The sequence below is a fragment of the Streptomyces sp. NTD107 genome (assembly GCF_059510435.1).
The window spans coordinates 559,193-579,554 of record NZ_JCAJZV010000001.1 but is presented as its reverse complement, the minus strand read 5'-3'; the positions used below and the strand labels follow the sequence as shown (position 1 = coordinate 579,554).

The 20,362-nt window shown below is 74.5% G+C and carries 16 protein-coding genes; 9 read left to right on the top strand and 7 right to left on the bottom strand.

Features of this window, described 5'->3' with window-relative positions; all coding sequences use genetic code 11:
• Positions 1–138 precede the first annotated feature (138 nt).
• Both AC5WRL_RS02550 and AC5WRL_RS02545 read right to left on the bottom strand, forming a co-directional pair.
• Positions 139–1,665: an MDR family MFS transporter gene (locus tag AC5WRL_RS02550; RefSeq protein ID WP_496086799.1), complete on the bottom strand. Its 1,527-nt coding sequence runs from the start codon at positions 1,663–1,665 to the stop codon at positions 139–141.
• A gap of 86 nt (positions 1,666–1,751) precedes the next feature.
• Positions 1,752–2,423 (bottom strand): TetR/AcrR family transcriptional regulator, encoded by a 672-nt coding sequence (locus tag AC5WRL_RS02545; protein WP_496086562.1) that lies wholly within the window; start codon positions 2,421–2,423, stop codon positions 1,752–1,754.
• 81 nt (positions 2,424–2,504) lie between these two features.
• Between AC5WRL_RS02545 and AC5WRL_RS02540 the strand changes: the two genes are divergently transcribed.
• From AC5WRL_RS02540 to AC5WRL_RS02515, 6 genes are all read left to right on the top strand, one after another.
• Positions 2,505–3,242: a Mut7-C RNAse domain-containing protein gene (locus AC5WRL_RS02540; protein WP_496086561.1), complete on the top strand. Its 738-nt coding sequence runs from the start codon at positions 2,505–2,507 to the stop codon at positions 3,240–3,242.
• Between the two features lie 90 nt (positions 3,243–3,332).
• A complete protein-coding gene (locus tag AC5WRL_RS02535; RefSeq protein ID WP_496086560.1) occupies positions 3,333–4,643 on the top strand; it encodes a hemolysin family protein in 1,311 nt (436 codons plus the stop codon).
• Positions 4,640–5,680, top strand: a complete 1,041-nt coding sequence (locus tag AC5WRL_RS02530; protein ID WP_496086559.1) for a hemolysin family protein — start codon at positions 4,640–4,642, stop codon at positions 5,678–5,680. The genes AC5WRL_RS02535 and AC5WRL_RS02530 overlap by 4 nt, the downstream gene beginning before the upstream one ends.
• 25 nt (positions 5,681–5,705) lie before the next feature.
• Positions 5,706–6,464, top strand: a complete 759-nt coding sequence (locus tag AC5WRL_RS02525) for an SGNH/GDSL hydrolase family protein (RefSeq protein WP_496086798.1) — start codon at positions 5,706–5,708, stop codon at positions 6,462–6,464.
• A gap of 11 nt (positions 6,465–6,475) precedes the next feature.
• Positions 6,476–7,906, top strand: a complete 1,431-nt coding sequence (gene purB / locus AC5WRL_RS02520) for an adenylosuccinate lyase (protein WP_496086558.1) — start codon at positions 6,476–6,478, stop codon at positions 7,904–7,906.
• A 50-nt stretch (positions 7,907–7,956) separates the two neighbouring features.
• On the top strand, positions 7,957–9,090 hold the full coding sequence (locus tag AC5WRL_RS02515) for an ROK family protein (protein ID WP_496086557.1): 1,134 nt from the start codon (positions 7,957–7,959) through the stop codon (positions 9,088–9,090).
• On the opposite strand, the gene AC5WRL_RS02510 is transcribed toward AC5WRL_RS02515, so the two are convergent.
• Complete coding sequence (locus AC5WRL_RS02510; protein WP_496086556.1) at positions 9,080–9,811, bottom strand: GntR family transcriptional regulator; 732 nt, start codon at positions 9,809–9,811, stop codon at positions 9,080–9,082. The two genes, AC5WRL_RS02515 and AC5WRL_RS02510, sit on opposite strands and share 11 nt — an antisense overlap.
• Before the next feature lie 128 nt (positions 9,812–9,939).
• On the opposite strand from AC5WRL_RS02510, the gene AC5WRL_RS02505 reads away from it, so the two are divergent.
• Entirely contained in the window at positions 9,940–10,689 is a 750-nt protein-coding gene (locus AC5WRL_RS02505) for an SDR family oxidoreductase (protein ID WP_496086555.1), read from the top strand.
• 53 nt (positions 10,690–10,742) lie between these two features.
• Here the strand turns inward: AC5WRL_RS02505 and sigJ are convergent, their stop codons facing one another.
• Complete coding sequence (gene sigJ / locus AC5WRL_RS02500; RefSeq protein ID WP_496086554.1) at positions 10,743–11,672, bottom strand: RNA polymerase sigma factor SigJ; 930 nt, start codon at positions 11,670–11,672, stop codon at positions 10,743–10,745.
• 160 nt (positions 11,673–11,832) lie between these two features.
• Here sigJ and AC5WRL_RS02495 point away from each other — a divergent pair, with 160 nt between their 5' ends.
• Positions 11,833–12,375, top strand: coding sequence for a GNAT family N-acetyltransferase (locus AC5WRL_RS02495; protein ID WP_496086553.1), 543 nt, complete (start codon positions 11,833–11,835; stop codon positions 12,373–12,375).
• A gap of 104 nt (positions 12,376–12,479) precedes the next feature.
• Positions 12,480–14,171: a DUF885 domain-containing protein gene (locus AC5WRL_RS02490; protein ID WP_496086552.1), complete on the top strand. Its 1,692-nt coding sequence runs from the start codon at positions 12,480–12,482 to the stop codon at positions 14,169–14,171.
• 71 nt (positions 14,172–14,242) lie between these two features.
• Here the strand turns inward: AC5WRL_RS02490 and AC5WRL_RS02485 are convergent, their stop codons facing one another.
• The 3 genes from AC5WRL_RS02485 to AC5WRL_RS02475 are packed head-to-tail and all read right to left on the bottom strand — an operon-like array spanning position 14,243 to position 20,309.
• On the bottom strand, positions 14,243–15,076 hold the full coding sequence (locus AC5WRL_RS02485) for an SDR family oxidoreductase (protein WP_496086551.1): 834 nt from the start codon (positions 15,074–15,076) through the stop codon (positions 14,243–14,245).
• Positions 15,077–15,108: 32 nt separating this feature from the next.
• A complete protein-coding gene (locus AC5WRL_RS02480; RefSeq protein WP_496086550.1) occupies positions 15,109–19,155 on the bottom strand; it encodes an AAA family ATPase in 4,047 nt (1,348 codons plus the stop codon).
• Positions 19,152–20,309 carry an exonuclease SbcCD subunit D gene (locus AC5WRL_RS02475; RefSeq protein ID WP_496086549.1) on the bottom strand — a complete coding sequence of 386 codons (1,158 nt, stop codon included), beginning with the start codon at positions 20,307–20,309 and terminating at the stop codon, positions 19,152–19,154. The genes AC5WRL_RS02480 and AC5WRL_RS02475 overlap by 4 nt, the downstream gene beginning before the upstream one ends.
• Between the last annotated feature and the right edge of the window lie 53 nt (positions 20,310–20,362).

The following is a 20,362-nucleotide window of genomic DNA, read 5'->3' as shown; positions in this document are numbered from 1 at the left end:
GAGGGACCGGGGTCCCATGATGCACAGAACCGACGATCCGTCACACCCGGTTGGGCCCCCTGTCCCGAGCGCGACCGCGCCCGCCCCCGGGGTGCGGGTGCGGGGCGGGCGCGGTCGTACTGGGGCGGGCGGGTGGGGTCAGCCGGCCGTGGCGGCCTGCTCCTCCTGACGGGCCTCCTCGGCGAGCCGCTGGGTGGCGTTGGTGGTCTTCAGCGCCTTCTCCTTGATGAAGACCACGGTGATCAGCGCCAGTACCGCGAACGGGGTGGCGATCAGGAACAGTTCGCCGGTGGCCGAGCCGTAGGCGTTCTGCACGACCTCGCGGGCCTCGTCGGGCAGCTGGGAGATGTCGGGCACCGAGTGGGCGTCGCCGCCGCCGGCGTCGAAGCCGCCGAGCCGGGCGGTGACCCCGTTGGCGAGCACCGCGCCCAGTACGGAGGTGCCGATGGTGCCGCCCATGCTGCGGAAGAAGGACAGCACCGAGGTGGCGGTGCCCAGGTCGGCGGCGGGTACGTCGTTCTGGGCGGCCAGCACCAGATTCTGCATCAGCAGGCCGACGCCGATGCCGAGCAGCGCCATGTAGAGGCTGAGCAGGCCGAATCCGGTGTCGGCGTCGATGGTGGCGAGCATTCCGAGCCCGGCGGTCATGGCGATGCCGCCGGCCACCAGGTAGATCTTCCAGCGCCCGGTGGCGCTGATGACCTGGCCGGCGAGGGTGGAGGACACCAGCAGGCCCATGATCATCGGCAGGCCCATCAGGCCGGCCACGGTCGGGGACTTGCCCTGGGCGATCTGGAAGTACTGCGACAGGAAGACCGTGCCGCCGAACATGGCGACCCCGACGAACAGGCTGGCGACGGTGGTCAGGGTGACCGTACGGTTGCGGAAGATCGTCAGCGGGATGACCGGTTCGGGCACCCGGGATTCCACCAGGACGGCGAGGCCGAGCAGGACCACTCCGCCACCGGTGAGGGCGGCGGTCTGCCAGGAGGCCCAGTCGAACTGGTTGCCGGCCATGGTGGTCCAGATCAGCAGGGCGCACACCCCGGCGACGATCAGGCCGGCACCCAGGTAGTCGATCTTGATCTCGCGCCGCACGGTGGGCAGGGTCAGGGTGCGCTGGAGGATGATGATGGCGGCCAGGGCGAACGGCACGCCGATGAAGAAGCACCAGCGCCAGCCGAGCCAGGAGGTGTCCACCAGGACGCCGCCGATGAGCGGTCCGGCGACGGTGCCGACCGCGAAGACGGCGCCGAAGATGCCGGCGTACTTGCCCAGCCGGCGGGGCGGGATCACGGCGGCCATCACGATCTGGACGAGGGCGGTGAGCCCGCCGGCGCCGATGCCCTGGACGACCCGGCTGAAGATCAGCAGGCCCACGCCCTGGGAGAAGCCGGCCAGCAGGGAGCCCACCAGGAACAGCGCCAGGGAGAGCTGGAGCAGCAGCTTCTTGTTGTAGAGGTCGGAGAGCTTGCCCCACAACGGGACGGTGGCGGTCATCGCCAGCAGTTCGGAGGTGATGACCCAGGTGTAGGCGGACTGGCTGGCCTGGAGGTCGGTGATGATGCGGGGCAGGGCGTTGGCCACCACCGTGCCGGCCAGGATGGCGACGAACATGCCGGCCATCAGGCCGGACATCGCCTGGAGTATCTGGCGGTTGGTCATGGCGCCCGGAGTCTCCTCGGGCGCCTCGGTCGTGAGCGTCACGATGTCCTTCTCGCTGTGCGGTGGTGAGGGTGGCGGCCGGGTCCTCAGGACCCGGCCGGGGTGGTGGTCAGGGCCGCGGCGGGCCCGGGCGCCGGCCCGGGCACCGGCGCGGGCAGTCCGGCCGCGAGGTGGCCGAAGACCTCCCGGAAGAGGTCCGGGACGGGCCGGCGGCGACGGTCGGCGCTCCAGTGCTCCATGGCGACCCGCGCCGCGGTGTTGGCGACGGCGGCCAGCAGCCGGGGGTAGACACCGGGGTCGGTGGTGCCGGCGGCGGCCAGCCGTTCGGCGATGCTGTCCGCCAGCTTCTGCTCGTCGGCCTGGTGCACGCCCAGGGTGCGCGCGAGCAGTTGTGGGGATCTGCGGAGCATTTCCACCCGCAGCTCCCACAGTTCGTGGTCGGTGCCCGGGTCGGGCAGTTCCGCGGCGTAGGCGTCCGCGACGACCCACAGGAGGGGCCGCCCGGGCGGGGCGTCGCGCACCGCCCGCCGTACCCGCTCGGCGACATCCGCGTCGATCATGACGAAAGCTTCGTCGCGGTGGTCGAAGTAGTTGAAGAAGGTACGCGGTGAGACGCCGGCCGCTTCGCTGATCGCCTCGACGGTGACGTTCTCGGCGCCGTGCTCGGCCGCGAGCCGGACGGCCGCCTCGGTGAGGGCGCGGTGGGTGGCCCGCTTCTTGCGGTCGCGCAGCCCCGGGGGTCGCGGTTCGGTCGGCACACCTTGCAGGGTATGCAAAAGTGCAGACTCTGCAAAATTAATTTCCGGTGACCCGGGGCCGGCGAATGGGATGCTGGCCGGGTGCGTACCGATGAGATCCGGCTCCATTTCGCCCCAGAACTCCACCCGTTGCTCTCCGCGCGCCGGCGCGCGGAAGGGGTGTCGGCGACCGCCGACCAGGTGTCCACGCTCGGCCATCTGGTGGAGTCCTGCGGCACCCCGCTCACCGAGATCGGCACGCTGCTCGCCGATGGCCGGCCGGTGGAGTTCTCCTACGTCCCCCGGGGCGGCGAGCGCGTGGAGGTGGCCGCCGTGACCCGGCCGCAGCAGGTGCCGGGCGCGCCGCTGCGCTTTGTGCTGGACGTGCATCTGGGCACCCTGGCGCGCCGGCTGCGACTGCTGGGCGTGGACGCCGCGTACGAGAGCGAGGACATCGGCGACCCGGCGCTGGCCGCCCGGTCCGCCGCCGAGCGCCGGGTGCTGCTCTCCCGCGACCGGGGCCTGCTGCGCCGCCGGGAGCTGTGGGCGGGCGCCTTCGTCTACAGCGACCGGCCCGATGACCAGCTGCGCGACGTACTGGGCCGGTTCGCCCCGCGGCTGGCCCCGTGGACCCGGTGCACGGCGTGCAACGGCGCGCTGGAGAGCGTGGGCAAGGACGAGGTGGCGGCGGACCTGGACGGCGGCACCCGGCGCACGTACGACGTCTTCGCCCGCTGCGCCCAGTGCGCCCGGGTCTACTGGCGCGGCGCCCACTCCGACCATCTGGAGACCATCGTGGCCGACGCGCTGGCGGAATTCGGCCCGGCCGCCCACGGCTGACACCGAGCGCCCCTCGCCTCCCGGCGCACCGGCCCCCCGGCTCGTACAGTGGGGCGTTATGTCCCCTTCCGTCAGGACGGTGGTGGTGCCGTGATCGAGGTTCTGCTGCTGGGCGTCGCCCTGCTGCTCACCGTGGCCTGCGGGGTGTTCGTGGCCGCCGAGTTCTCCCTGACCACCGTGGAGCGTTCGGTGCTGGAGGACGCCGCCGAGCGCGGGCTGCCGGGTGCCCCCGGGGCGCTCGCGGCGGTGCGGTCGCTGACCTTCCAGCTCTCCGGCGCGCAGCTCGGCATCACCCTCACCAGCCTGGTGATCGGCATGCTCGCCGAGTCCTCCACCGCCGCGCTGCTGGCCGGCCCGCTGCGCGCGGCCGGGCTGCCCAGCGGCGGGGCGGGCACCCTCGCCCTCGTGCTGGGCACCGCCCTGTCCACCGTGGTCCTCATGGTGATCGGCGAACTGGTGCCCAAGAACTGGGCGATCTCCTCCCCGCTGGCCGTCGCACGCCGGGTGGCCCCGCTCCAGCGCGGCTTCTCCTCCGCCTTCCGGCCCTTCATCCGGCATCTCAACAACACCGCCAACCGCGTGCTGCTGCGGCTGGGCCTGGAGCCCACCGAGGAGCTGGCGTCGGCCCGCTCCCCGCAGGAACTGGTGGCCATGGCCCGGCACTCGGCCGAGGAGGGCACGCTGGCCGCCGACACCGCCGAGCTGTTCGTCCGCTCCATCCAGTTGTCCGCGCTGACCGCGCAGTCCATCATGACCCCCCGGGTGCGGGTCGCCGCCCTGGAGAGCGACGCCACCCTCCAGGACGTCGCCGACGCCATCCGCACCACCGGCCTGTCCCGCTTCCCGGTGTGCGAGGGCGGCCTGGACACGGTGCGCGGCATCGTCCGGCTCAAGGACGTCCTCGCGGTCCCGGACGAGCGCTGGGCCGACACCCCGGTGCGCGAACTCATGCGCGAGCCGCTGCTGGTGCCCGACACCTTCCCCGCCGACCGGCTGCTGGAGGAACTGTCGGACGAGCGCCCCATGGCGGTGGTCATCGACGAGTACGGAGGCACCGCCGGGGTGCTCACCTTCGAGGACATCATCGAGGAGATCGTCGGCAGCGTCCGCGACGAGCACGACCCGCGCCAGGCACCCGATCTGCTGCCACTGGGCCCCGGTGTCTACGAGGCGGACGGCGCGGTGCGCCGCGATCAGCTCCAGGTCATCGGCCTCCAGCTGCCCGAGGGCCCGTACGAGACACTGGCCGGCTTCATCGCCACCGAGCTGGGCCGGATTCCGGCGGCCGGCGACCGGGTGGACAGCGCCGGCTGGGAGCTGGCGGCGCTGCGCACCGACCACCACCGCGTCGTACGGGTCAGGCTCACCGCCCCCGTACCGTCCCCCGAGGAGCTGCGGTGACCGCGCTGCAACTGCTGACCGGGCTGCTGATGATCCTCCTCAACGCGTTCTTCGTGTTCGGGGAGTTCTCGCTGATCTCGGTGCGCCGCAGCCAGATCGACCCGCTCGCCGAGCAGGGCGACGCCCGCGCCCGCCGGGTGCTGGAGGCGCTGCGGCATCTGTCGCTGCTGATGGCCACCGCCCAGCTGGGCATCACCTTGACCACGCTGGTGCTGGGCATCGTCGCCGAGCCGGCCATGGCCCATCTGCTGGAGCCCCTGCTGCACGGCGTCGGGGTGCCGCAGGGCGCGATCCACCCGATCGCGTTCGTGGTGGCGCTGACCGTGGCCACGTATCTGCACATGCTGCTGGGCGAGATGGTGCCCAAGAACATCGCGCTGGCCACCCCGCTGCGCTGCGCGCTGCTGCTCGGCCCGCCGCTGCTGGCCCTGTCCCGGGCGCTGTCGCTCCTGGTGCGGGGGATCAACGCGCTGGCGAGCGCGCTGCTGCGGCTGCTGAAGGTCACGCCCCGGGACGAGGTGGTGGCGGTCTTCTCCGACGAGCAGCTGGACCGGATCGTCTCCGACTCGGGGGCGGCCGGGCTGCTGGACGAGCGGGCCACCGGGCGGCTGCGGGACGCGCTGCGGCTGGCGCGGCGGCCGGTGGGCGAGGTGATGCGGCCACGCGGCGCGGTGGTGACGGCTCGGGTGGGGATCAGCCCGCACGACCTGGAGGCGCTGTCGGCGCGCACCGGCTTCTCGCGGTTCCCGGTGCTGGACGAGCGGGGCGCGGTGCTGGGCTATCTGCATGTGAAGGACGCCCTGAACGCGGCCCGCCCGCGGCTGCCGTTCGCGGTGTCGGCGCTGCGGCCGATCGCGCGGGTCGGGGCCGGTACGCCGCTGGACGAGGTGCTGACCGCGATGCGCGGCGGGGCGACGCATCTGGCGGCGGTGATGGGCCCGGACGGGCGGCCCACCGGGGTGGTGACGATGGAGGATGTGCTGCGCGAGCTGGTGGGTACCCCGGGGGGTCCTTTCCCGTCGGCGGCGCCTCGATAGCATCGCCGGCGTGAAGGCGAGGGAAATGGAACCGATCCGCAGCTTTGTCGCGCTGGGGGACTCGTTCACCGAGGGGATGTCCGACGCGCTGCCGGACGGCTCGTACCGGGGCTGGGCCGACCTACTGGCCGGCCGGCTGGCGCAGCGGCGGCCCGGCTTCCGGTACGCCAATCTGGCGGTGCGCGGCAAGCTGATCGGGCAGATCACCGGCGATCAGGTGCCGGCCGCCGCCGCGATGGGCGCGGATCTCATCACGCTGGTCGGCGGCCTCAACGACGTGCTGCGCCCGCGCTGCGATCTGCCCCGGGTGTGCGGGCTGCTGGAGGAGGCGGTGAAGCGGCTCGCGCCGTCGTGCCGGACGCTGGTACTCATGCGCTCGCCGGGGCGCACCGGTCCGGTGCTGGAGCGCTACCGGGCGCGGATGGAGGAGCTGTACGCCCACATCGACGCGCTCGCGGCCCGGCACGAGGGGGCGGTGGTGGTCGATCTGTACGCCTCCTCCGCGCTGGGCGATCCGCGGCTGTGGGCGGACGACCGGCTGCATCTGACCACGGAGGGCCACCGCCGGGTGGCCGAGGCGGTGTGGCAGCGGCTCGGCGGGGCGCCGGAGTTCGACTGGGACGCCCCGCTGCCGCCGCCGTCCCCGGTACGGCTGGCCCAGCGGGTCGGGGCGGATGTCCGGTTCGCGCGCGAGCATCTGCTGCCCTGGATCGGGCGGCGGCTGACCGGCCGGTCCTCGGGCGACGGGCGGGCACCGAAGCGACCCGAGCTCAGCCCGCCGTAGAATCCGGTGCCGTGACAGACAAGCCCCGCATTCCGAATGTCCTGGCCGGCCGCTATGCCTCGGCGGAGCTGGCCCGGCTGTGGTCCCCCGAGTACAAGGTGGTGCTGGAGCGCCGGCTGTGGCTGGCGGTGCTGCGCGCCCAGCGGGATCTGGGGGTGGCCGTCCCGGACGGGGCGCTCGCCGACTACGAGCGGGTGCTGGAGCGGGTGGATCTGGCGTCCATCGCCGAGCGCGAGCGGGTGACCCGGCACGATGTGAAGGCGCGGATCGAGGAGTTCAACGCGCTGGCCGGGCACGAGCAGATCCACAAGGGGATGACCTCGCGGGATCTGACGGAGAACGTCGAGCAGTTGCAGATCCGGCTGTCGCTGGAGCTGGTGCGGGACCGTACGGTGGCGCTGCTGGCCCGGCTGGGCCGGCTGTCGGGCGAGTACGCGGGGCTGGTGATGGCGGGGCGCTCGCACAATGTGGCGGCGCAGGCGACCACGCTGGGCAAGCGGTTCGCGACCGGCGCGGACGAGCTGCTGGTGGCCTTCGGCCGGGTGGAGGAGCTGCTGGCGCGCTATCCGCTTCGTGGCATCAAGGGCCCGGTGGGCACCTCGCAGGACATGCTGGACCTGCTGGGCGGCGACCCGGCCGCCCTGGCGGATCTGGAGGCGCGGATCGCCGGGCATCTGGGCTTCGCGCGGGCGCTGACCTCGGTGGGGCAGGTGTATCCGCGGTCGCTGGACTACGAGGTGGTCTCGGCGCTGGTGCAGCTGGCGGCGGCGCCGTCCTCGCTGGCGAAGACGATCCGGCTGATGGCCGGGCAGGAGCTGGTGACCGAGGGCTTCCAGCCGGGGCAGGTGGGGTCCTCGGCGATGCCGCACAAGATGAACACCCGTTCGTGCGAGCGGGTGAACGGGCTCGCGGTGATTCTGCGCGGCCATGCCTCGATGGTGGGCGAGCTGGCGGGCGATCAGTGGAACGAGGGCGATGTCTCGTGCTCGGTGGTGCGGCGGGTGGCGCTGCCGGACGCGTTCTTCGCGTTCGACGGGCTGGTGGAGACGTTCCTGACGGTGCTGGACGAGTTCGGGGTGTTCGAGCCGGTGGTGGCCCGGGAGCTGGACCGTTTCCTGCCGTTCCTGGCGACCACCAAGGTGCTCATGGCGGCGGTACGGGCCGGGGTGGGCCGGGAGACGGCGCACGAGGTGATCAAGGAGCACGCGGTGGCGTCCGCGCTGCGGCTGCGGGAGGGCGGCGAGCGCAATGAGCTGCTGGAGCGGCTGGCGGCGGACGACCGTATCCCGCTGGGGGCGGCCGAGCTGGCGGCGCTGATGGCGGACCGGCTGTCGTTCACGGGCGCGGCGGGCGAGCAGGTGGCCGCCGTGGTGGCGGCCGTGGAGGATGTGGCGAAGCGGTATCCGAAGGCTGCCGCGTACACGCCGGGGGCGATTCTCTGACCTCGTGGGAGGGCGGGGATCCGTCCCTGCTGCGCAGGATCAATTCCGCGGTGGTGCTGCGGGCGCTGCGGTCGGCCGGGGATTCGGGGCGCAGTCCGTCGCTTGCCGAGCTGGCGGCGGTCACCGGGCTGTCCCGGCCCACCGTGGAGCAGGTGGTGGAGTCGCTGCTGGGCGCGGGGTACGCGGCGGCCGACGACGAGGTACGGGCGCCCCGGGTGGGGCGTCCGGCCCGCCGGTTCCGGTTCCGGGCCGAGGCCGGTCATCTGCTGGGGGTGGAGATCGGCGCGCTGCGGGTGGCGGTGCTGGTGGCCGATCTGTCGGGGCGGCGGGTGGGCTCCGCGGTGCGTGCGGTGTCGGCGGAGGCGTCGGCCGCCGAGCGGCTGGCGCTGGTGGAGGGGACGGCGGAGGCGGCGCTGCTGGCCGCCGGGGTGGCGCGGGAGTCGGTGCGGGCGGTCGGGGTGGGCTCGCCGGGAATCATGGCGGCGGACGGTTCGGTGCGGCTGTGCACGGCGCTGCCGGGGTGGACGGGGCTGCCGCTGGGCGAGCGGCTCGGCGCGGCGCTGGGGGCGCCGGTGGCGGTGGAGAACGACGCGAACGTGGCGGCGGTGGGTGAGCGCTGGCTGGGCGCGGCGGTGGGCTGTGACGATGTGGTGATGGTGCTGGCGGGCCTGTCGCCGGGCGCGGGGTCGCTGATCGGCGGGCGGGTGCACCGGGGGTACGGCGGGGCGGCCGGGGAGATCGGGGCGCTGCATCTGCTGGGCCGGGGGGCGACGCCGGAGCGGCTGCTGTCGACGGACGGCCGGCCGCTGGCGGCGCTTGACGAGGCCGCGGTGGGGCGGGTGCTGGAGCGGGCCCGGTCCGGTGAGCCGCTGGCGGGGGCGGCGGTGGAGCGGTATGTGGAGCGGCTGACCCACGATGTGACGGCGCTGGTGCTGGCGCTGGACCCGGAGCTGGTGGTGGTCGGCGGCTGGGCGTCGGGGCTCGACGGGGTGGTGGAGCCGCTGGCGCGCGAGCTGACCCGGTACTGTCTGCGTCCCCCGAGGGTCGCGGTGTCGGTACTGGGCGCGGACGCGATCGCCTCGGGGGCACTGCGGATGGCACTGGACCGGGCGGAGTCGGAGATGTTCGCGATCCACCCGGCGGGGGACGGTGTTCCGGGCTCCGCGCCCGGGGTCAGCTGCTGAAGGTGGACAGGGCCGGCTGGTTGGCGAAGGTGAGCCGGCAGGTGTCGGCCCGGTAGGTGGCGACGGAGGCCGCGGCGGTGCGGCCGGCCGCGAAGTAGCGGGTGGTGACCAGCAGGACGGGGGAACCCGGCAGCCGTTCCAGCCGGCGGGCGGCCTCCGCCCCGGCCGCGCCGAGTTCGACGGTGCGGTCCTGGCCGATGGGGTCGGTCTCCTGGAGCCGGCGCAGCAACTGCCGGGCGCGCTCGGGTCCCTTGGCGGCGTCCGCGGGTTCGGCGGCGAGCGGTACGTACAACTGCTCGGTGGCCACCGGCTGGCCGTGGGTGGTCAGGACACGGTGGATGATCTCGACGGGTTCGGCCGCCCGGATGTCCAGCAGCCGGGCCACGGCGGGCGGTGCCGGCGCGGGCGCGGCGGCGGTGGCCGTCCAGGGGTCGCCGGCCCAGCCGGGCCACGAGTGCTGGGAGGGGCTGAGGTCCACGCCGAGGCGCGGCGGGGCGACGGTGGTGCCGACCCCGCGGCGGCGCTGGAGACGGCCTTCGAGCTCCAGTTGTTCCAGGGCCTGGCGCAGGGTGGCCCTGGCGACGCCGAAGCGGGCGGCCAGCTCACGCTCGTTGGGGAGGATCTCGCCGACCGAGAACTCGGTGTCCAGCGCCTTGGACAGCAGGGTGCGCAGATGCCAGTACTTCGGTTCCTGCTCCCGTGTTTGTTCCATCGTTGCCATGGTGGCCTCCCCGAACCCCGTGATTATGCAAGGTTGTTGCGTATATGGCGGACACTAGGGCGGCGGGCCGGGTTGGTCAAGACCAATCCCTCCGCAACGGTACCGAGGTACCTGGATACAGTCGTGGCATGAAACAGCACGTCACCGTGGTCACGGGAGGCAGCAGGGGCATCGGCGCCGCCGTCGCGGTCCGGCTCGCCCGCGCCGGACATCACCTGGCCATCGGCTATGAGCGCGACGGCGAAGCGGCCGGGGAGACCGCGGCCCGGGTACGGGAGGCGGGCGTCCGGGCCGTCACCGTCCAGGTGGACACCACCGACGCCGGACAGGTCGACCGTCTCTTCGACACCGCCGTGGAAACCCTCGGCCCGGTCACCGGCGCGGTGTGCAACGCCGGGATCACCGGTCCGCTGGGCCGCTTCACCGAGACGGACCCCGGGCTGATGCGAAGGGTGGTGGACGTCAATGTGATGGGCACCCTGCTGTGCGCCCGGCGCGCGGCCCGCGAGATGTCCACCCGGTACGGCGGCACCGGTGGCGCGATCGTCACCATCTCCTCGGGCGCGGCCACCCTCGGCAGCCCGGGCGAGTATGTGCACTACGCGGCGACCAAGGCCGCCGTGGACACCCTGGCGGTGGGCCTGGCCAAGGAACTGGCGCCGGACGGCGTACGCGTCAACTCCGTACAGCCCGGCATGATCGTCACCGGCATGCACGCCGCGATGGGCGATCCGCAGCGGCCCTGGCGCAACCCGGACCGGGTGCCGATGCGGCGCCCCGGCCAACCGGAGGAGGTGGCCGGGGCCGTCGCCTGGCTGCTGTCCGACGACGCCTCGTACACCACCGGCGCGGTGCTCCGGGTCTCCGGCGGGCTCTAGAGGGTGTCCTCTCGTTCGGATCTTCGTCGTGCCGGCCGGCGGCTGACCGCGGGTCAGCCGCCGGCCGGCACCGCCAGATGCCGCAGCTTGTCCGGGTTGGCGATCAGATAGACCCGGCTCACCAGGCCGTCCGCCACCTCCAGCTGGAACACCGAGTGGGGCACCCCCTGGCTGGTCACCAGCATCGCCGGGCCGCCGTTCAGCTCCACGAAGCCGACCCCGAACGCGACCGGCCGCCGGCCGCCGATCCCCGTGAAGAACCTTCCGGCCTTCTCCGCGTCGGTGATCACCCGCAGCGGAGCCTTGCCCCGGCCGCCACCGTCGCCCACCACCTGGACATCGGTGGCCAGCAGCGCCAGCAACCCGTCCAGATCACCCCGGGTGGCTGCCGCCAGGAACCGCTCGGTCAGATCCCGGCGCTGCACCGGATCCACCTCGAACCGGGGCCGCCGCTCCGCGACATGCCGCCGCGCCCGGCCGCCCAGCTGCCGTACCGCCGCCTCACCCCGCCCCAGCGCCTCGGCGATCTCCTGGTACGGAAACCCGAACGCCTCGCGCAGCACGAACACCGCGCGCTCCAGCGGGCTGAGCGATTCCAGCACCACCAGCACCGCCAGTGACACGGACTCGGCGCGCAGCGCGGGCCCCGCCGCGTCCACCGCCTCGGCCGCCCCGGGCGCGCCGGCCGGGACGGACGCGTACGCGGTGGGCAGCGGCTCGGGCAGCCAGTTGCCCGGATAGGTCTCGCGTGCCTCGCGCAGCCGGTGCAGCCGCTCCATCGACAGCCGGGTGGTGATCCGTATCAGATAGGCCCGGGGATGCTCCACGGTGCCGCGCCGCGCGCCGGACCAGCGCAGCCAGGTCTCCTGCACGATGTCCTCGGCGTCCGCCACGGCGCCCAGCATGCGGTAGGCGACGCCGAACAGCAGAGCCCGGTGTTCCTCGAAGATCTCCAGCCCGTCATCGTCCACGCCGGCCAGCATCCCATCCCCGCAGGACGGCATTGCCCGCGCACCGGGTTACGCTCGGACCATGGCATGGGGGCCCGGCCGAGCGAAGGCCGCATTTACCACCGAAGCATCCTTAACCCCGCGGTCACAGGACGTTCGTGGCCGGGCAACACCAGCACGGGACAGTGCTCCCATGGCTGACTCCTCGCTTCAGCGCACCATCGTCCGCTCGGTGGACCCGGTGGGGCCCGGCGACCTGGCCGCCGCCCGGGAACTGCACGCCCGCTGCTCGCCGCGCACCCTGCGCGAGCGCTACCAGGGCGTGGCGGACACCGCGGAGGCCGACCGGCTGCTGCCGCACCTGCTCAGCCCCCGGTACGGGCACGGGGTCGCCGCCCGCGACCGGGACGGAGCGCTGGCCGGCCTGGGGCATCTGCTGTGGGACGGCGAGGGGGACGAGGTCGAACTGGCCCTGCTGGTGCCGGACGCCCGGCAGCGGCGCGGGGTGGGCACCGCCCTGCTGCGCCGGCTGCTCACCCTGGCGGGCGACGCCGGTTACACCGAGATCTACGCCGTGACCGCCCCGGGCGGCACCGCCGAACACGCCACCTCGGCCATGCTGCGCGCGGCCGGACTGACGGTCAGCCGGCACGAGGACGGCGGCACGGTGGTGCTCTCCGCCCCGCTGGCCGCCCGCCCGCTGCCCGCCCCGCTGGGCCCGGCCCCCGTCTCCTGAACAGCCCTGGCCGGGGGCCCGTGAGACCGCTGACCGGCCACGACAGTAACGACCGGGCAAATCAGTAGTGACGAATCGGGGGGTCACGTACGAGGATGGGGCGCATGTCCGAAGAGACCACCAGCCCCGTGCTGCCCCGAGCCATCGCCGACTCCTACGTTGACGCGCTCGTCGAACTCGACCCCATCACCGGCACCTTCCTGGGGGTCGCCGAGAGCGCCCGGCTGCTGCCCGACTACTCCCCCGAGGGCCTGCGGGCCCGGGCCGAACTCATCCGGCACACCCTGCGGGAGCTGACCCAGGCGGAGACCCGCCCCGGAGCGGACAGCGACGCCGAGCGGCGCTGCGCCCGGCTGCTGCGCGAGCGGCTCACCGCCGAACTCGCCGTGCACGAGGCCGACGAGTACCTGCGGCAGATCAGCAACCTGTTCTCGCCCGTGCACGATGTGCGCAGCGTCTTCACCCTCATGCCGACCGACACCGAGGCCGACTGGGCGGATGTGGCCGGCCGGCTGCACGCCGTACCGGCCTCGCTGGCGAGCTACCGGGCCGCGCTGGCCGCCGGCCTCGACCGCGGGCTGCTCGCCGGGCCCCGGCAGGTGACCACCGTCATCGGGCAGTTGGAGGAGTGGGCCGCGGACGGCGCGGAGAAGAGCTGGTTCGCGCGGTTCGTGGCGGACGGTCCCCAGGCGCTGCGCGCGGAGCTGACCGAGGGCGCGCGGGCCGCCACCGGGGCGATCACGGAACTGCGCGAGTGGCTGGCCGACACCTACTCCCCCGCCGTGGCGGGCGCTCCGCAGACGGTGGGCCGCGAGCGCTACGCCCGCTGGGTGCGCTACTGGAACGGCACCGATCTGGATCTGGACGAGGCGTACGCGTACGGCTGGTCCGAATTCCACCGGCTGCACACCGAGATGAAGGCCGAGGCGGCCAAGATCCTGCCCGGCGCCACCCCCTGGGAGACGCTGCGCCACCTGGACACCGAGGGCGAGGCCGTCGAGGGCGTCGAGGAGATCCGGGTCTGGCTCCAGGAACTCATGGACGAGGCCATCGAGGCGCTGGACGGCACCCACTTCGAGCTGGCCGACCGGGTCAAGCGGGTGGAGTCGATGATCGCCCCGCCCGGCAGCGCGGCGGCACCGTACTACACCAGCCCCTCGCTGGACTTCTCCCGGCCGGGACGCACCTGGCTGCCGACGATGGGCGAGACCCGGTTCCCGGTCTACGACCTGGTCTCCACCTGGTACCACGAGGGGGTGCCGGGCCACCACCTCCAGCTGGCGCAGTGGGCGCACGTCGCGGACCAGCTCTCGCGCTACCAGACCACCGTGGGCATGGTCTCGGCCAACGCCGAGGGCTGGGCGCTGTACGCCGAGCGGCTGATGGACGAGCTGGGGTTCCTGAGCAGCGCGGAGCGCCGGCTGGGCTATCTGGACTGTCAGATGATGCGCGCGGTGCGGGTGATCATCGACATCGGCATGCACCTGGAGCTGGAGATCCCGGCGGACTCGCCGTTCCACCCGGGCGAGCGGTGGACGCCGGAGCTGGCCCAGGAGTTCTTCGGGCAGCACAGCGGCCGGCCGGCGGACTTCGTGGAGAGCGAGCTGGTGCGGTACCTGGGCATGCCGGGTCAGGCCATCGGTTACAAGCTGGGCGAACGGGCCTGGCTGCGGGGCCGCGAGGCGGCGCGGGCGGCGCACGGTGACGCCTTCGACGCGAAGAAGTGGCACATGGCGGCGCTGTCGCAGGGCTCGCTGGGTCTGGACGACCTGGAGGCCGAACTGTCGGCGCTGTGAGGTGAGAGTAGGGGTGGGACCGGCTCGCGCGCCGGTCCCACCCCCACCCGCTGTCCGCTGTCCGGTACCCGTCAGCGGGCGAAGCCGCCCTCGGAGTTGATGACCTCACCGGTGACCCAGCCGCCGTCGTCGCCGGCCAGCCAGGTGATGAGCCGGGCGGCGTCGTCGGGGGAGCCCCAGCGACCGCCGGGGAAGAGCGCGGCGACGGCGGCGTGTTGTTCGCCGGTGAGATAACCCGTGCCGATGGGTCCGGGGTTGACGGTGTTGACGGTGATGCCCTGGGGCGCGAGGGCGGTGGCGAGGGTACGGGTGATGGAGGCGATGGCGCCCTTGGAGAGCGCGTACGCGACCTCGCCCGGCATGCCGCCGCGTACGTCCTGGCCCGAGGTCATCATGACGATCCGGCCGGGTGGTGTGCGCGGGCCCGGGCCCGGGGCGGCCGTACGGCGGCGGGCGAACGCCTGGGCGAGCAGGACCGAGGCCCGGGCGTTGACCTGGTAGTGCCGGTCGAGCATGTCGGCGGTGAGGACGTCCAGCGAGCCGTCGTAGCCGCTCTGGGCATGGTTGGCGATCAGGATGTCGAGACGCCCCCCGAGGGCGTCGGCGGCGGCGTCGACCAGGGCGGCGGGCCCGGCGGGGTCGGCGAGATCACCCGCCCCGTGGGCGATGCGGGCGGCCGGGGCGGCCACCTCCCGTACGGCGTCGGCGAGCGCCTCCGGGCCCTCGGGGTCGGCGCCCCAGGGCTGTTCGGCGTCGTGCGGGGTGTGGTGGTGCAGATAGACGCTCGCGCCGAGGAGGGCGAGCCGCCGGGCCACGGCGTAACCGATCCCGGCCCGCCGGCTGGCGCCGGTGACCAGGGCGGCACGGCCGAGGAGGGGATGCGGTGGGGGCTGATGCGGGGTCATACCCCGCACGCTACGAGACGGGACGTCTCGCATCATCCGATTTTCCGCACCGCCGACCCGCCGGCGGTCTTGATGACTTCCAGCTGAGTGGGAATGCGGGCCCGCAGATCCGGCACATGGCTGACGATGCCGACCGCCCGGTCCTGCTCGCGCAGGGAGTCCAGCACGTCGAGCACCTCGTCGAGGGATTGCTCGTCGAGACTGCCGAAGCCCTCGTCGATGAACAGCGTGTCCAGCCGCTGCCCGCCGGCCTCCGCCGCCACCACATCGGCCAGGCCGAGGGCGAGCGCGAGCGAGACGAAGAAGGACTCGCCGCCGGAGAGCGTGGCGGTGTCCCGGGCCCGCCCGGTCCAGGCGTCCAGGACATGCAGCCCGAGCCCGGAACGGCCCCGGGTGGCCTTGCTGTCCGAGTGCGCCAGCTGATAGCGGCCGGCGGACATCCGGTACAGCCGGCTCCCCGCCGCCTGCGCCACCTGCTCCAGCCGGGCGGCCAGCACATAGGTCTCCAGCCGCATGCGGTAACTGTTCTCGGCGGCGGTCCCGGCCGCCAGCCCGGCCAGCCGCGCGATCCGCGCGGCCTCCTCCCGTACCGGAGCGAGCGCGCGGGCCTCCCCGGCCAGCCGATCGGACAACACGTCCAGCTCCCGGCACCGCACCCCGGCCGCACTGTCGGCGGCGGACGCCTCCCGCAACCGCACGGTGGCCACCTCGAACGCCCGCCGCACGGCACCGAGCACCACGGCGGCCTCACCGCCCGCCACGCCACCGTGCGCCGGCAGCATGACCGGGTCGCGCGTGTCCGGGCCCCCGCCGCGCGCATCCGCCGCCTCGGCCGCGACCGGCACGTCACCGGGCAGAACGACCGACACCGACCGCCCATCACCCGGGACGTCGGCACCGTCCCGCGACGGAACTGCCGGAAGAGCGCACGGGTCCAGGCCCTCAGCGGCAACACCTGCCGCCGCTGCCACGAGGCCGCGGGCCGGCGCGCCGGCACCATCGGACGGCGGCGTGGGCGCGGGCCGGTGAACTGCGATCGCCGCCGGGACCGGCCCGGTCGCAAGCCCCTCGCCACCACCGTCCCCCGGCGGCACGGCCGCACCCGCCCGACCCGGTGAAACGCCGGGCACGCCCGGGCGATCCGCACCGCCGGCCCCCGCTGCCGGCGTCCCACCACCACCCGGCAGCCGAGGCGTGGGGAGGTGCTCCGCCTCCGGCTCGGGTACGAGACCGTCAGCCGACTCGTCCCGAGCCGCGGCCACCTGACCGGGCCCAACAACCGACGCGAGCGGGTGAGCCAGTCCCCCAACCGCCACGACCGGCACGGGCGTGAGGCGGTCGGACGGGTCGTGACGTGACGTGGCCGCCAAGGCCGCCTGGACGGACGCCACAGCCGACGCAGACAGCCGGCCGACCGGCTCGCCGGTGAGGCGGTCGGCCGGCTCATCCCGGGACGGGATGGCCAGGGCCGGGCGGGGCGCGTCCCGGCGATCCGCACCGCCGGTCCCCGCTGCCGGTGTGTCACCACCATCACCCGGCAGCCGAGAGGCCGGGTGATGGTCTGCTTCCGCACCCACCCACACCGGCTCGCCCCGGACCACAGCTACCTGATCGGGCCCAACAACCGACGCGAGCGGGTGAGCCGGCATGGGCGTGAGGCGGTCGGCCGGCGTGTCCTGGGGCGGGATGGCCAGGGTCCCTTGGCCGGGTGTAACGGCTGGCGCCGGCAGGGCGTCCGCTCCCGCAGTCGCCGGCACCGGCACCGGCACCGGCTCGGGTGCGAGACCGTCAGCCGCGCCGTGTCGGGGTGCCGGGGCCAATGAGGTGGGTGGAGTGGGAGTGGCGGGCGGTGTCGGTTCGGCTGCCTCGGTCAACAGGGCGTGGATCGCCGCCGCCTCCGTGCGCCAGTCGTTCAGGTGGCGCTCCAGTTCTTCCTGCCGGTCCGCCGATCGCCGCGCTTCGGATGCCGCTTCGGGGGTGGCGAAGCCCGCCCGGTGGGCCGCTTCGGTGAGGGCCACGTCGGCCACCGACCGCCGGGTCCTGCTGTCCTGTGCCGTACGGGCCGCCTCCGCCGCCGTGGTCAGCCGGTCGGCCAGGTCCGACAGCGCGGCGGCGTGTTCGGCGACGCTGGCGGCCTCGCCCCGTGCCGCGCGGATCTCCGCCCGCAGCCCCTCGTGCTCGGTTCGCAGCGAACGGACCTGGGCCGTACGGGCCGCCACCCGCTGTTCGAGGTCCTGGCGGAACGCCACCTGTTCCACGTGCCGCCGCTCGGCGGCGGCCAGGTCCCGCTGGGCCGGGTCCGCGTCCCCGGCGGCGGCCAGGTCCTCGCGCTGGGCCCGCTCCAGTTCGGCCAGCCGATCCGCCAGGGCCGCCGCCCGGTCCGTACCGGCCGCCGCGTCGGCCGCGGCGTACGCCTCGCGCAGGGCGGCCAGCGCCGCCGCCGTCCGGTCGCGCTGGGCCGACGCGGCCCGGTGCGCCGCCTCCGCCGCCCGTTCGTCGTCCGGCGACACCGGGTCCGGTCCGCCGCGCGCCGGGCGCGGGTGCTCGGTGGAGCCGCACACCGCGCACGGTTCGCCCGCCCGCAGGGCGGCGGCGAGTTCGGCGGCCATGCCGCGCAGCCGGCGTTCCTTGAGGTCGAGCCACTCCTCGTACGCGCCCGCCGCCGTCTCCCGGGCGAGCAACTCGTCCTTTTCCGCCTCGCCCATCCGGTCGGCGAGTTCGGCCCGGCGCCGGGCGGCGGCCAGCCGGCGCTCCGTGTCCGCCAGCGTCTGCGCCCGGCGGTCCGCCCGGGCATGGGCCGCCTCCGCCGCCTCCACCCGGTGCACGAGCCGTTCGCGCTCCCCGCCGAGTTCGTCCAGCAGCGCGGTCGTGGCGGCCAGGAGGTCCTCGTCGGTGGTCACCACCGCCGCCAGCGCGTCGAGTTCGGCGGCCAGCCGGCCGGCCCGGTCCTCCACCTGCCGCGCGGCGGCCAGCGCGCCGAGCCGACCGCGTACCGTACGTTCCTCCGCCGCCAGCCGCCCCGCCGGGACGGCCCGCAGCGGGGCGGGCAGCGCGGCCCGCGAGGCCCGGTCGGCCCCGGCGGCAGCCGCGTGCTCCGCGTCCGCCGCGTCCCGCAGCCGCAGGGCGGGGGCGACGGCGTCGGCGGCCCGGGCCGCAGCCAGTTCGCGCTCCGTGCGCTCGCGCTCGTCCCGCTGCGCGTCCCAGCGCGCGGCGCGGCGGCGGGCCTCGGCCAGCCGTTCGGCGCGCCGTACCCGTTCCGTCGTCTCCGCGAGCTCGCGCTGCGCCCGCGCGTGGCCGGCCTCGGCCGCCCGCAGGGCCTGTGCGGCGATGTCCCGCTGTTCGCGGGCGAGGCTGCGCAACTGGGCTGCCCAGGGCAGCAATTCCTCGCCCGCTTCACCCGCCCCGGCCGCCTGCCGCAGCCGGTCCGCCAGGGAACGCAGCCGGTCGTCCCCCTCCCGTACGGTGGCCGCCGCCGTCTGGCGCCGCTCGGCGAGCCGCTGCTCGACCGCCGCGAACCGGCGGGTGTCGAAGAGCCGACCGAGCAGCTTGGCCCGGTCCTCCGCGCCGGCCCGCAGAAAGCGGGCGAAGTCGCCCTGCGGCAGCAGCACCACCTGGCAGAACTGCTCCCGGTTCATACCGAGCAGTTGCCCGAGTTCCTCACCGATCTCCTGGTGCGAGCGGCTGAGCGCCCGCCAGCCGTCCGCTCCTGCCGGGGCCCGCTCGCGCAGCGCGCTGTACGCCCGCTCCACCGTGACCCCGGTGCCGCGCTTCTTGGGCCGTTCCCGCTCCGGCCGCCGGGTGATCTCCAGCCGCCGCCCGCCGACGGTGAGGTCCAGGACGACCTCGGTCGGGGTGCCCGGCTCGGCGTGGTCGCTGCGCAGCCCGCCGGGCGCCTGCTGACGCGCCCCCGGCACCGAGCCGTACAGCGCGTAGCACACCCCGTCCAGGATGGCGGTCTTGCCGGCCCCGGTGGGCCCGTGCAGCAGGAAGAGGCCGCCGGCCGACAGGGCGTCGAAGTCGATGTGCTGGGTGCCGCCGAACGGTCCGAAGGCGGTCAGCGTCAGCCGGTGCAGCCTCATCGGTCCTCGCTCCCCGCCACCCGGGCGGCCTCCAGGGCGCGGCGCAGTTCGGCGCGTTCGCGCGCGTCGGGGCCCTGCCCCGGCCGTACGTGGGCGATGAAGTCCTCGGCGATCCGCTGGTCGTCGCGCCCGCGCAGCCGCTCGGCGTAGCTGCGGCGGTCCTCGCCCGCCGCCCGTTCGGGGGCGAAGGCCAGGGCGAGGGTGTGCGGGAAGCGGGCGGTGAGCCGGGCCATCGGCTCGGCGGGGCGGGCCGGGTCGGTGAGGGTGGCCTCGATCCAGTGGTCGCGGTGCCGGTCCAGCGCCGGGTCGGCCAGCAGGTCGTCGATGCGCCCGGTGAGCCGGGCGAGCGGCCGGGGTACGGGGCAGTCGACGCGCTCGCCGCGCACCTCGCCCGCCGCGTCGAGGTCGATCAGCCACATCGTTTTACGGTGCCGGGCCTCGGAGAAGGAGTACGCGAGCGGGGAGCCGGCGTAGCGCACCCGGTCGGTGAGGGTCTGGCAGCCGTGCAGATGGCCGAGCGCGGCGTAGTGCACCCCGTCGAAGAGGGTGGCGGGTACGGAGGCGGCGCCGCCTGCGGTGATGTCGCGTTCGCTGTCGGAGGGTGCGCCGCCGGTGACGAAGGCGTGGGCGAGCACCACGGCCCGGGTTCCGGCGGGGCGGCCGGCGAGGTCGGCCCGTACCCGGTCCATGGCGGCGCCGAGCACCGCGCTGTGCCGGGCCGCGTCGGCGGCGAAGTGCTCGCGCACGAGGGCGGGTTCGAGGTAGGGCAGCCCGTACACGGCGATCTCGCCGTGGTCGTCGCGCAGCATGGTGGGGGTGGCGCAGTCGGCGGGGTCGGTCCGCAGATGGATGCCGGAGCCGGCCATCAGCCGGGCGCCGACGCCGAGCCGCCGCGCCGAGTCGTGGTTGCCGGAGATCATGACGGCGGGGATGCCGGCGTCGGCCAGCCGGTGCAGCACGTGGTCGAAGAGTTCGACGGCGGCGAGCGGCGGCACGGCCCGGTCGTAGATGTCGCCGGCGACCAGCACCGCGTCCACCTCACGCTGCCGGGCGGTCGCCACCAGATGGTCGAGGAAGACACGCTGCGCGTCGAGCAGGGACACCCGGTGCAGCCCCCGCCCGAGATGCCAGTCCGAGGTGTGCAGAAACCTCACCGGCCGCACCCGACCCACATGCTGCCCTCTTCTCCACCGCCGTCCCGTACCGG

Excerpts from the sequence above, each read along its gene's own strand:
- AC5WRL_RS02550 (WP_496086799.1), bottom strand. The coding sequence starts at position 1,665 with ATGACCAACCGCCAGATACTCCAGGCGATGTCCGGCCTGATGGCCGGC.
- AC5WRL_RS02525 (WP_496086798.1), top strand. The coding sequence starts at position 5,706 with ATGGAACCGATCCGCAGCTTTGTCGCGCTGGGGGACTCGTTCACCGAG.
- AC5WRL_RS02510 (WP_496086556.1), bottom strand. The coding sequence starts at position 9,811 with ATGGCAACGATGGAACAAACACGGGAGCAGGAACCGAAGTACTGGCAT.
- AC5WRL_RS02505 (WP_496086555.1), top strand. The coding sequence starts at position 9,940 with ATGAAACAGCACGTCACCGTGGTCACGGGAGGCAGCAGGGGCATCGGC.
- sigJ (WP_496086554.1), bottom strand. The coding sequence starts at position 11,672 with ATGCTGGCCGGCGTGGACGATGACGGGCTGGAGATCTTCGAGGAACAC.
- AC5WRL_RS02495 (WP_496086553.1), top strand. The coding sequence starts at position 11,833 with ATGGCTGACTCCTCGCTTCAGCGCACCATCGTCCGCTCGGTGGACCCG.
- AC5WRL_RS02490 (WP_496086552.1), top strand. The coding sequence starts at position 12,480 with ATGTCCGAAGAGACCACCAGCCCCGTGCTGCCCCGAGCCATCGCCGAC.
- AC5WRL_RS02485 (WP_496086551.1), bottom strand. The coding sequence starts at position 15,076 with ATGACCCCGCATCAGCCCCCACCGCATCCCCTCCTCGGCCGTGCCGCC.
- AC5WRL_RS02480 (WP_496086550.1), bottom strand. The coding sequence starts at position 19,155 with ATGAGGCTGCACCGGCTGACGCTGACCGCCTTCGGACCGTTCGGCGGC.